Genomic DNA, 13,126 nt, shown 5'->3' with positions numbered 1-13,126 from the left:
TTTTTATTATGAAAATAAAAATGTATGTAAATTCTGACTTTTCTTATTTACATAGGATGATTTTAGTTGTATCCTTCATAGTAACGGTTATATGTAATGGTAAAATATAGGGATAAGGAGATGAAGTTATTCATGGTACGAATTCATCCGAAAACACGTATTGGTCATGTTGAATTTAAAGTGAAAGATTTAGAGCGTCAAATTGCTTTTTATAAGAATGTTGTAGGATTAGAGGTAATTAAGCAAGAGGGGAATAAAGCATATTTAGCAGGAAAAGGTAGTAAGAATACATTACTTGTTCTTGAAAAGATAGAGGAAGGGGTACTGCAAGAACCGCGTACGACTGGTATATATCATGTAGCCTTTTTAGTTCCGACTCGTGAAGCTTTTGCTTCTGCACTATTTGGGGTTCTTCGTAATAAGAATGTAATTGACAGCCCGGATGAGCAAGAAGGGCGTTATACTTATTCAAATGAAATTTTACCAATTTCAAGGTTTAATAGTGCAAGTGATCATACATATAGCGAAGCGTTTTATTTGCAAGATCTAGAGGGGAATGGTATTGAAATTTATGCAGACCGTCCGCGTGATCAATGGGGAGAAGGACCAGGAGGAAGTACGCCACTAGATTTAAAAGAGCTGGCAACACTCGTTGATTATGAGGCTGATGGATTACCTGCTAATACTGTCGTTGGGCACGTACATTTACGAATAGCTGATGTAGAAAAATCACACGAGTTTTATGTAGAGACAGTAGGGTTTGAAGTGCAACAACGTGAAGATGACTGCTTATTCATTTCTGCAGGAGGATATCATCACCATATCGGTGCAAATACGTGGAACGGAGTAAATAATCCACACCCACCAGTACATGCAACTGGACTAAAGGTATATACAATTGTACTACCGCATAAAGAAGCGTTAGATGCAGTGAAAGAAAGATTAATAGAAAAACAACATGAAATAAATGAAACTACAAATGGGTTTACGGTAGTAGATCCAAGTGGTATTACAGTGCAGTTTGAAATAGAAGCAGTGTAAAATAAGCGAGAAAGTGTATAATCACTTTCTCGCTTATTTGTGATCATTCATAGCTCAATCCAATATCTTCTTACTACATTCCCATCTTCCTCAGTGAAATCATCATCACGAAGCCCGCCGTTATGTAAAATCGTTTTTTCAGAAGCGGTATTCACTGCGTCGCAAACGACAAGTACTTTCGTGATGTCTAATTCCTTCGTTTTTTCTAATGATAATGCTAGTAATTTCGTAGCATAACCTTTTCTTCTTTCAGAAGGGCGAATGCCATAACCGATATGACCGCCAGCGTTAAATAGATGTTCAGTTAAACTATGACGTATATTAACAGCTCCGACAATTCTATTATTATTTGTAACGAGCCAATATGTAGAATCTGGTACCCAAGTTTCAGGGATATTTATTCCGTTATGCGCATCGAGAAGTTCTTGAACCATAGCTGGGAAGTTAGCAGGATTTTTTGAGATAACCCACGGGATCATTGTTTCACCGCTATCTTTCCATTCGTTATAGAAATCTAAGTATTCTTCTTGTAAATCAGTAGTAGGTGTAAGTAACGAGACGTTCATTGTTAGTAAGCTCCTTTGTTTATGTAGTATTTATAAAAAAATTATGACACAAAATGAAAGCGTTTTCTTAAGTTTCTCAACCTAATTTCATGTAATTCACCTTTGATTTTTTAGAAAATTAGTGAAGATTTAAAATTAGAAGTTATTTATTTTATGTTAATATTTTAAATATTAACATAAAATGGTCGGAGTATTAAGTGTATTTTAGTGGTATTCCTTCATGTTGATAAATGGATGTTTGTGATAATTTTTGTTTTATCTATCTATAATGAATGAAAGGGGGAAGTGCCCGTGAGTGTAGATTTTGATTTTATTATACGAATCGGTGTTGCTGGCTTGTTAGGAGCAATGATTGGTATTGAAAGAGAAATTCGATCGAAAGAAGCTGGATTAAAGACTCATTTCCTCGTAGCGGTAGGAAGTGCGTTAATAATGGTTGTTTCGAAATATGCCTTTTCAGATATTGTGTATGAAGAGCATACGTCTCTAGACCCAAGTCGGATTGCAGCACAAGTCGTTAGTGGAGTTGGTTTTTTAGGTGCAGGCACAATTATTATTCAAAAGCAGGCGGTGAAAGGATTAACGACCGCGGCTGGTTTATGGGCTACTGCCGGCATAGGATTAGCAATTGGAGCGGGAATGTATGTAGTAGGGATTGGAGCGACGATTCTCGTTTTAATTGGTTTAGAAATTGTGAGTCGTATTTTTAAGGTGCAATTTTTATTTCCACAAAATATAACGGTGCAAATGTGTATAAATAAACATGAAGCGGTACAACAAATAGTAGAAATGCTACAAGTGAAAGGCATTCCAATAGTTTCATATGAGGTGGAGGCTTCACAGCAAGGTACAGAAACTGTTTATAAGGTAGGGATGCAACTGAAAAATATATCGTCAGAAGAAAAGAATGAGTTTATTCAGTATATGCAAACATTACCGGAAGTTACGTTTATAAAGTTAAAATCATAGTGTTGAAAACGAGGATAGATGTAGCAGGAATTTTGCTATTATCTATCTTTTTTTGATATAAAACGCACATAAAGTCAAGTGCTAATTTTGCGCAGCAAGGATACATATGTGAACGTTCCCTTACTTTTTCTCAATACAGGACAAAAAGTAAAAATAGTAAAATAATGGAGCGGGACACTAAAAATGTAAGGTAGGGGAGAGTATGAAAGGCTATTCAAAAAAAATGTTAGTAGGGGTAAGTTTTGCTAGTTTAATGTTAGGGAGTTTTCAAGGGGTAAGTTTGGCAGAAGATACTAAGGGAGAGCAAGTTTCTTATCGAAATGTACTCAAAATGGAGCCAGTCGGTGTACAACTACCAGTACAAGAATTAGCTCATTCATCGAAATTGCTCGAAAGCAAGTCTTTTGAGCAAAGGATACAATTTGCTGATTTATCACAAAGACCGCCTGAGGTAAAAAAGGAAAGTAAGCAATTAGCTGTAGCGAAAACTTATACAATTGCTGAATTAAATCAATTAAGCAATCAGCAGTTAGTAGATTTACTTATAACCATTGATTGGGAGCAAATTACGGGGCTATTTCAGTTTAATACAGACAGTCTAGCATTCTATCAAAATGATAGTAGAATGCAGGCAATTATTGATAAATTGAAGCAGCAAGGACAAGCCTATACGAAGGATGATTCAAAAGGGATTGAGACATTAGTAGAGGTATTACGTTCAGGATTTTATTTAGGATTTTATAATTCGGAACTTAGTAAATTAAATGAACGGAGTTATCATGATAAATGCTTACCTGCATTAAAAGCGATAGCTAACAATTCAAATTTCAAGCTGGGTACATTAGAGCAAAATAGAGTGGTATCATCATACGGAAAGTTAATAGGAAACGCTTCGAGTGATGTGGAAACGATAACATCGGCTGCAAAGATTTTTAAACAATATAATGATAATTTCTCTACATTAGTAGATAATCTTTCAGCTGGAAATGCTATTTACGATATTATGCAAGGTGTTGATTACGACATTCAATCGTATTTGTACGATACGAGGAAAGCACCGAAAGATACAGTTTGGTATCAGAAAATAGATAGTTATATTAATGAACTAAGTCGTTTTGCATTAATGGGAACGATTACCGCAAAAAACGGTTGGCTTATTAATAATGGCATTTATTATACAGGTAGGCTCGGTTCGTTCCATAGTACAGGAACGAAAGGATTACAAGTTGTAACAGATGCGATGAAAATTTATCCGTATTTAGGGGAGCAATATTTCGTAGCTGCTGAGCAAATCGCGACGAATTATGGCGGAAAAGATGCAAATGGTAAAGTGGTGAATTTAGATCAAATAAGAGAAGATGGAAAGAAAAAATATTTGCCAAAAACGTATATGTTTGATGATGGGGCAATTGTTTTAAAAGCTGGAGATAAAGTGACAGAAGAAAAAGTAAAACGTTTATATTGGGCGGCAAAAGAAGTGAAGGCACAATTCCATCGTACGGTTGAAAGTGATCAACCTTTAGAAAAAGGAAATCCTGATGATGTATTAACGATGGTTATTTATAATAGCCCAGCAGAATATCAGTTTAATCGTCAATTGTACGGATATGAAACGAATAACGGTGGTCTTTATATAGAAGGAACAGGTACGTTCTTTACTTATGAGCGTACGCCAGAAGAAAGTATTTATAGTTTAGAAGAATTATTCCGACACGAGTTCACGCATTATTTACAAGGTAGATATGAAGTACCAGGGTTATGGGGTCAAGGGAAAATATATGAAAATGAAAGATTATCTTGGTTTGAAGAAGGGAATGCTGAATTTTTTGCAGGGGCAACGAGAACGGATAATGTTGTACCGAGAAAGAGTATTATAGGAGGATTATCTTCAAACCCAGCAGAGCGTTATACGGCAGAGCGAACGTTAAATGCAAAGTATGGAACATGGGATTTCTATAATTATTCCTTTGCTTTACAATCGTATATGTACAATAAGAGATATGATATGTTTGATAAAATACATGATCTTATTAGGAAAAATGATGTAACAGCATATGATTCATATCGCTCTACATTAAGTAAAGATGCGAATTTAAATAAAGAATATCAAGATTATATGCAAATGCTATTTGATAATCGTGAGAAATATAACGTACCATTAGTATCAGACGATTATTTAGCAAATCATGCACCGAAACCAGTTTCAGATATTGCGGCAGAAATAACGGCGGAAGCAAAATTGAAAAATGTATCAGTGAAGAAAAATAAATCAAAGTTCTTTAATACATTCACACTACAAGGAACATATACAGGAACTGCAGCAAAAGGAGAATATGAAGATTGGAAAATAATTACACAAAACGTTAATGATACGTTAAAACGTTTAAGCGCAAAAGAATGGACAGGCTATAAAACGGTAACAGCATACTTCGTAAATTATCGCGTGAATGCATCAGGACAATTTGAATATGATGTTGTGTTCCACGGTATTAATACAGAAGAAGGTGCAGAGAATAAAGCGCCAGTTGCGGTTATAAACGGTCCGTATAGTGGAAATGTGAATGAAGCAATTTCATTTAAAAGCGACGCATCAAAAGATGAAGACGGGAAAATTACTTCATATAAATGGGAGTTTGGAGACGGTACTGTAAGTAATGAGCAAAATCCAACTCACGTATATACAAAAGAAGGAGCGTATACAGCGAAATTAACAGTAACAGACGATAAAGGAGCAACTAATACTGCTACAGCGACTGTAACTGTTCAAAAGAAAGAAGATAACAGTTTAGAAAAAGAACCGAATAACTCATTCCAAACAGCAAACAAACTGCAGTTAAATCAAGTTTTACGTGCTAGTTTAGGAAATGGAGATACAAGTGATTTCTTTGAAATTAATGTGGAGACTGCTAAAAATCTTCAAATTAACGTAACGAATGAAAATAATATCGGAATGAACTGGGTACTTTATTCTGAAGCAGATTTAAATAATTATGTTACGTATGCTCAGCAACAAGGGAATAAACTAGTAGGTAGTTACTACACGTATCCAGGGAAGTATTATTTACATGTGTATCAGTATGGTGGTGGAACAGGGAATTATACGGTGGAAGTGAAGTAGTAAAAGGGGAGTTGTCTTTTTCAATGAACGGCACAAGGTCTGTACTTTAATGAAAAAACAACTGTAGGAAATGTCCCTAACGATAATAACAAATTAAGTGTCGAGAGATGCTATATTTACATTAAACAAATCTAATTAGTAAAAGAGATAAACTATTATTTCATCCAGATGTAAGAAAAGTTATAAATATTAAGTGCGTTTACTGTAATTAAACTAAAGGATCAGAGTGTATCTGTAACAATAGATAAGCTCTGACCCTTATTATTTTATAAATTTAAGATAATTAATAAGTAAGCTAGCTAGCGGGATTCTTAAAATTCATTTATATAATTAACTAAACAGAAAATTTTTATCACATTAGCAAGGGATACTAATAGAAAAGCGAGTCCCTTTACCTAATTCACTCTCTATCTCTATATCTCCGTTTAATTCTCTAATAATACTATAAGCAATCATAGTACCAAGCCCAGTTCCTTTTTCTGTTGTTGAATAGAATGGCAAAGCAATTCGTTTTATTTGTTGAGATGACATCCCAATTCCTGAATCAATAATATCAATTATGATATTTCCTTTTACTTTTTGTATATTTATTTGTAATAATCCACCATTTTTCATAGCCTCAATTCCGTTTTGGATGATGTTGTTTAGACAGAGTTTGAATTTTTCGGGGTCCCCATTTATATAAAAGGAATCTGTACTATTTTGTTTGATTTCAACTTTGTATGATAGAGCGAGTGGTGAAATAGTATCTTTCACCTGATTTAAAATGTGATTAATATCTATTTTCTCTTTTAGGGTGTTCTGTGGTTTGGTTAAAGATAAATAGTTATTAATAGTAGATTGTATTTGCTGCATTTCAATTAACATGATTTCTAAGTATTGATCCTGAGATAGCTTAGAGGCATGTTTTTCATTTAATAATTGAGTGAATCCATGTACCGTGGTTAGTGGATTGTGGATTTCGTGTGCAATTGACGCCGCTAGTTCGCTAGCTATATAAAATTTTTCAGCCCGTTGCAGTTTTTCTTCCATTTTATATTTCTCAATCATTCCCTCTATTAAATAAACTGATAATAATACTGTGAAAATATTAATGACTATATAATTTAATAAAAATTCTATGAGAGTAGAGTCTATTTTCCCTCCTGTATTTATTTGAGTTACAATACCGCAAATAGAAAGTGAAGTTGTACATACTAAAATAAGGAGTAAGCTTAATAATACTTTTTTTTCTTTAATATACATAGGTAATAGGTAACGAAAGAGCATTGTTATACCAACAATAATAGTGAAGATAATAAATGATGGAAGAACGCCATTTCCGCCTAAGTAAAACCGATAAGAAAGATATAAAATTCCTATAAAAATAATGTTTTTTGTATTTCCATATAGAAAAACTAATATAATAGGAATAAAACGTAAATCATAAATAAATCCCACATGTAAATGAAAAGGAAAAGTCATACAAAAAATAATAGCAATGGAGGAAAGGATAGAAAATAACATATTATTACATGTTGTTTTTTCTTTAAACTCTAGCCAAAATACGTGATAGCTAAGGATACAAATTATTATAATAAAGGTATTTAATAAAAGAGTAGAAATTCCCATAGTTTTGCATCTCCGATAGTTTGTAAGTAGAATTATGTATGAGTTGGACATAGATGTTTAGTATTAGTAGACTTTTTATCTAAAAAAGGAAGGGTACTTGAAAAACATGCTGTTATATTACTCGTATTAAAATTGATAAGGAAAATAGAAAAAATCTATTTAAATTTATGTACATATGAAATTATCAACTAACTTTTGTATGGGTAAAATCGGGATTTAGTTACTGATAAAATAAGGTTTTTAAAGTATGAATATTCTGTGAAAATGATATGCGTGGTGACTTCTGTTTTGTAGCCTCCGTTATATTAACATGGAATATATCAAATTACAAAGTGAAATTTTAGAAAAATTTTATTAGTACATTTTATCTGAAATAGAAATGCTATTTATGTGAGTATTTTGGTACTTACTCGTATAAAACTTTGTTAGAAAAAGACTTTAAAATTTACATGTTTTTTATGAAGCGTAATATTGTAGCTTTATCTATGTGGGGTTCTCAATAACTGTTAATACAAAAAGTTAAGATATATAGTTTTATAGATATGAATTATTACATAAAAACGCACTTGGAAAAGGATGTATGATGGTAATAGAATACAAACATCAAGGGGGAACTTAAAATGAAGTTAAATAAACTAGTGCTTAGTTGTGGAGTAGTTTCAGCATTAACACTTGGTGTGTTAGGGAATAATACTTATGCTGAAGAAGTACACAAAACGAATGATCCAATTCATGTAGTTGAACATGTTTCTGCAGACTTATTATTAACCCAAACAATGGATTATAGTGGCGAGGCTGAAACTTCTTTCGTATATGATGGGAGTACTGACTTAAGCTTCTCTATGAAAAATAATGGTCAAAATACAATGGGATATAGTGTAAAAGGTCCAAATACAGAGCTAATTGTTGGTGGTTATATAAAACCTGGAGAACAACAAATTAATGTTACAAATGTACGGAATGCTTTATCTCCATTACCGAATGGAACATATAAAATTTACGTTTCAAATGATGATGGTTCTAAGGGGCAATTCCAAGTTTCAGTAAGATCTATGAATTAAATTTAAAACGCTTTGTTTTTAAGTTAATTTAATCTTTACTTATTGGAAAGAAGCTAAATTGAATTGAGAATTACCGATAAAAATGAAAACGAGCACCTTATCTAATTGTGAGAGGGTGTTCTTTTTTGCTATTAAACAGAAAACAATTACTTCCAACCACCTATAAATATATTTTGATATTTTCATTGCTAATCTACTAGTTTGTGTCAACGAGAGAATGTCTACTATAAAAGATATTAAAATAAAGATGATGTAACATTCAGCTAAATTATATGGGGAAATAGAAAAACCACTCTTATATGAGTGGTTTTTAGTAATTATTTTTAGGTTATACATTTAAAATTAGGCTAAGTTATAGAAATAATAAACATTTAATCCCGCATTAACTGGCAGTAAGACTCCCACCTCAAAATTCAGCGGAAGCAAAGAAGTTAGGTGGGGGTCGGGCTGCCAGTAAACGCCCGATTGGTTCAACTAATAATCAGTGGGGGATGAACAAAACCCCCACTGATTAAAGTTTCACTTTATCCGTTGTGATTATTTTGGTTCTGGATAATGATTGTAGTAAGAGATTCTAATAAATTCTTGGTAGACATTTGTTAATTTGGCATCTCTAAGAGCAGCGTTGAATTTTTGCATACGTACACTACCTTGAGCGTAGCCTCCACCTGGGGCATAAGGGTTTCTAGCTTCAAAGTCATCCAAAAATACTTTTAATTTTTTATAGTCTTGAGATTGATAGAAAGCCACGGCCTCTTCAGGAGTGACATCAAAGTAAGAGGATGATGTTGAGTTATAAGAAGCTGCTTGAGCAGTAGGTGCCTCTAGCATAGTTGCAGCTCCACCGAACATAGTAAGCGCCATAGAAGATACAATAATTTTTTTAAACATAATAAAACCTCCATGTAGAATATTGGACTAATAGCAACCTTGTAATCATTATAGTTACATTAAAAATGATTATCAAATGCAATGTTGCATAATGTATCCTGCTATTTGTGGGCAGTAAGGCTCAAAGCAGAGAAGTTAGATGGGGATCGGGCTGAATAAAGTTTTACTTTATTCTTTGAATGAAGAGTCACCCTTATATCTCAATGAAGGAGCGTAATAGAGAATTAATAGATTAAAAGAGGTGTATAAATTACTCGGATTAACAAGAAAATGAAAAGGCTATTTTTAATAAGGGGAAGGTTAATAGAAGATTAATAACTGGAGCAAAGGAATTGCTATTTATATATTTAACATACATATTTGTCTTTTAAATTGTAGGCGTGTTTTAGAATTTGTATATAGTAAATTCGTTAAAAAACTTGATAAATAATAAAATGTGTAAATTTTTTGACTATTTCATTAAAATTATTTAATATTTGTAATTTATTGTTTTATAATGATAATCGGGTCGATCGTGAATGTTTTAGATATTGCGATATATACTCGGATTAATTTATTCTAGGGAGGTTACAAAATTGGGTAAGAGAGTCATTATAAGAGTTTTTACATTATTATCAGTACTGGCATTATTCCTTAATGTATTTTTACCTAGGGCTAGTGCAGAGGTTATGACGCACGAGAAATATTCAATGAACTGGAGTTATAGTAATAGTTTAGGAAAGCACATTCGAACTGAAATGATTAAAAATTCAAGTGGTCAAATTGCTTATTGCTTAACTCTTGGACTAAAATCACCAAATGGTGAAGATCTTCCTGAAATGGGGAAAACAGATAATGTAGTATATAGGGTCCTATTAAACGGTTTCCCGCAAAAAAGTGTTCAGCAGTTGGGAGTAGCTAATCAGAATGAGGCACACTACGCAACTCAGCTTGCAGTTTGGAATGCATTAGGTCAACTTGATGTAAATGAATTAAAACATGAGAATAAAAATGTTGAAAAAGCAGCTAAGGCTATTATTAGTAATGCTAATAATAGTGAGGAGACTCAAGATGTTTTTATGAATGTGATTCCTGCTGAAAAGCAAAAAGCAGAATTAAAGGGTGAATTCTTCGAAACAAATCTATATTCAGTACAAACAAATGCTAAGAGTGGTTCTTATAAGGTGGTAGCGAAAAATGCACCTAATGGAGTTAGAATTGTTAGTGAAAATGGAGAAGTGAAAGATCAGCTTTCAGTTGGAGAGAAATTCCGTATCCAAATTCCTAAAAATACTAAAACAGGTGAATTTAATCTAAGTGTTGCTGCAAACTTAACAAAAGTTCAAGCAATTGCTTACCGTGGTACGGATACTGTTCAGAATGCTACAGTACTATTAGAAAGAAATGAAGAAAAGCTTAGTAGTGATCTTGCAGTAAATTGGGAAGCAGCTGGTTCTTTAAAAATTAAAAAGGTTGGAGAAAATGGAGAAGTTTTAGCTGATGCAGTATTTGAGGTCTTTAATGCAAATAATGAATCAGTTGGAAAAATCACGACTGGTGCTGATGGTATAGCAGAATTAAACAACTTACCAATTGGTACTTACACATTAAAAGAAATTAAAGCACCAACAGGCTATGTTTCAGATGATAAATCACAAACTATTGAAGTTAAGACAGGAGAAACAGGAGCTGTCCAAATAGTAAATAACAAAGTAAAAGGTAACATCGAAATTAAAAAGCTTAGTGATTCAGGAAAGGTTTTACCAAATGTTGAATTCACAGTCTTCACTGAAGATGGTAAAGAAGTGAAAAAAGTAGTAACAAAAGAAAATGGAATTGCAAACGTTGAAGGTCTTACGTATGGTAAATATTATTTCTTAGAGACACAAACACCTAATGGATATATTGGAAATAAAACAAAGTATCCTTTTGAAATTAAAGAGCACAATAAAACACTTACTTTTACAGTGGAAAATACAGAAGTAAAAGGTAGTGTAAAATTACTTAAAGTGGATAATGAAGATGTTAGTAAAAAATTAGAAGGTGCAGAATTCGAGCTAAAAGATGCAAGTGGAAAAGTAATTGGTGAATATAAAACAGATAAAAATGGTGAGATTAACGTCAAAGATTTAGCGTATGGTAAATATTCATTTGTAGAAAAGGCTTCTCCAAATGGTTATGTTCTTGTTAAAGAACCAATTATGTTCGAAATAAAGGAACATGGAAAGATTATTGAGTTATTGGCAGTTAATCATCTTATCAAAGGTGATCTAGAAATTACAAAGGTAGATGTAGCTGATGGAAATAACAAGCTTCCAAATGCAGAATTTACGATTTATAACGAAGCAGGAAAAGAAGTAGTAAAAGGAAAAACAGACGATAAAGGAATCGCTAAATTTGAAAAGTTACCATTTGGAAAATACACATATAAAGAAACTGTTGCACCAAAAGGTTATGTATTAAATGAAGAAACGTTCTCTTTTGAAATTAAAGAGAATGGTCAAATCATTAAACACATTGTCAAAGATGAAAAGATTCCTTCAATAAAAACAACAGCTACTGATAAAACAGATGGTACAAAAGAAATGCACACGTCTAAGTCTGTAACAATCCAAGATAAAGTGGAATACAAAGATCTACAAGTAGGTAAAGAGTACACTGTAAAAGGTAAATTAATGAATAAAGAGACTAATAAACCATTAGTTGTAAATGGTAAAGAAGTAACTGCTGAAACGAAGTTTACACCAACAGAAGCAAATGGTTTTATTACACTAGATTTTACTTTTGATGCAACTGGTTTAGAAGAAAAAGAAGTAGTAGTATTCGAAGAGTTACTGAAAGACGGAAAAGTTGTTACGACACATGCTGATATCAATGATAAAGGTCAAACAGTTAAGTTCGTTAAGCCATCAGTAACAACGACAGCTACAAACAAAGCTGATGGTGGAAAAGAGATTCATTCAAAGGATTCTATCACTATTCAAGACAAAGTGGAGTATACTAACTTAGTTGTAGGTAAAGAGTACACTGTAAAAGGTAAACTTATGAACAAAGCTATTAACAAACCATTATTAATTGATGGAAAAGAAGTAACAGCTGAAACGAAGTTTACTGCAAAAGAAAAGAACGGTTTTGTAACATTAGACTTTACTTTTGTTGGTGCTGAACAGCAAGGAAGAGAAGTAGTCGTGTTTGAAGACTTATTACATGAAGGTCAAGTAATTGCAACTCATGCTGACATTAATGATGTAGGTCAAACAGTTCGGTTTGTAGAACCTTCTATTAAAACGACAGCTACAAATAAAGCTGATGGTTCTAAAGAGTTAGACGCTTCTAAATCTGTAACAATCCAAGATAAAGTGGAATACAAAGACTTAATCGTGGGTAAAGAGTACGTTGTAAAAGGTAAACTAATGGATAAAGCAACAAACAAGCCATTATTAGTTGATGGTAAAGAGGTAACAGTAGAATCTAAGTTTACTGCTAAAGAGAAGAATGGTTCTATCATACTAGATTTCACATGTAATGCTTCTGCATTACAAGGTAAAGAAGTAGTAGTATTTGAAGAACTGTATCAAGATAATATATTAATAGCTATTCACGCTGAAATTGAAGATAAGGGACAAACAGTGAAATTTAAAGAGGTAAAGCCGGAACAACCTAAACCAGAACAGCCGAATTCGGATGAAAATACTCCAACACCAGAGCAACCTAACGAGCAAGTAAAAGAACAACCACAACCTAAGAAAGAAATCCAATCTAAAATTGGATGGTTACCACAAACAGGTACTAATCTTACAAGTTGGATCTCTATGGCTGCAGGAGCATTACTGTTAATTGTTGGTGGAGTGATTTTCTTAAAACGTAAAAATGCATAGAAATTAAAAATA

At 32.9% G+C, this 13,126-nt stretch carries 8 protein-coding genes; 5 read left to right on the top strand and 3 right to left on the bottom strand.

Annotated features, from left to right (window positions below; all coding sequences use genetic code 11):
• Positions 1–132 precede the first annotated feature (132 nt).
• Positions 133–1,041: a VOC family protein gene (locus tag CN409_RS22010; RefSeq protein ID WP_086390854.1), complete on the top strand. Its 909-nt coding sequence runs from the start codon at positions 133–135 to the stop codon at positions 1,039–1,041.
• A 47-nt stretch (positions 1,042–1,088) separates the two neighbouring features.
• Here the strand turns inward: CN409_RS22010 and CN409_RS22005 are convergent, their stop codons facing one another.
• Positions 1,089–1,607 (bottom strand): GNAT family N-acetyltransferase, encoded by a 519-nt coding sequence (locus tag CN409_RS22005; RefSeq protein ID WP_001103122.1) that lies wholly within the window; start codon positions 1,605–1,607, stop codon positions 1,089–1,091.
• A 291-nt stretch (positions 1,608–1,898) separates the two neighbouring features.
• Between CN409_RS22005 and CN409_RS22000 the strand changes: the two genes are divergently transcribed.
• Positions 1,899–2,576, top strand: a complete 678-nt coding sequence (locus tag CN409_RS22000; RefSeq protein WP_086390853.1) for an MgtC/SapB family protein — start codon at positions 1,899–1,901, stop codon at positions 2,574–2,576.
• A 202-nt stretch (positions 2,577–2,778) separates the two neighbouring features.
• Positions 2,779–5,694, top strand: a complete 2,916-nt coding sequence (gene colA / locus CN409_RS21995) for a collagenase ColA (protein ID WP_086390852.1) — start codon at positions 2,779–2,781, stop codon at positions 5,692–5,694.
• A gap of 357 nt (positions 5,695–6,051) precedes the next feature.
• Here the strand turns inward: colA and CN409_RS21990 are convergent, their stop codons facing one another.
• Positions 6,052–7,305, bottom strand: a complete 1,254-nt coding sequence (locus CN409_RS21990) for a sensor histidine kinase (RefSeq protein ID WP_086390851.1) — start codon at positions 7,303–7,305, stop codon at positions 6,052–6,054.
• Between the two features lie 620 nt (positions 7,306–7,925).
• On the opposite strand from CN409_RS21990, the gene CN409_RS21985 reads away from it, so the two are divergent.
• Positions 7,926–8,366: a hypothetical protein gene (locus CN409_RS21985; RefSeq protein ID WP_000773517.1), complete on the top strand. Its 441-nt coding sequence runs from the start codon at positions 7,926–7,928 to the stop codon at positions 8,364–8,366.
• 537 nt (positions 8,367–8,903) lie between these two features.
• Here the strand turns inward: CN409_RS21985 and CN409_RS21980 are convergent.
• Positions 8,904–9,257 carry a hypothetical protein gene (locus tag CN409_RS21980; RefSeq protein WP_086390850.1) on the bottom strand — a complete coding sequence of 118 codons (354 nt, stop codon included), beginning with the start codon at positions 9,255–9,257 and terminating at the stop codon, positions 8,904–8,906.
• A gap of 575 nt (positions 9,258–9,832) precedes the next feature.
• Here CN409_RS21980 and CN409_RS21975 point away from each other — a divergent pair.
• A complete protein-coding gene (locus tag CN409_RS21975) occupies positions 9,833–13,114 on the top strand; it encodes a VaFE repeat-containing surface-anchored protein (RefSeq protein ID WP_097981063.1) in 3,282 nt (1,093 codons plus the stop codon).
• Positions 13,115–13,126: the final 12 nt, after the last annotated feature.

Origin of the sequence: Bacillus sp. AFS012607 (genome assembly GCF_002558005.1) — a bacterium.
In the GTDB taxonomy this organism is placed as follows: domain Bacteria; phylum Bacillota; class Bacilli; order Bacillales; family Bacillaceae_G; genus Bacillus_A; species Bacillus_A thuringiensis_S.
Note: the sequence above shows the minus strand (reverse complement) of the source record. Positions and strands in the feature narration are given on the sequence as shown.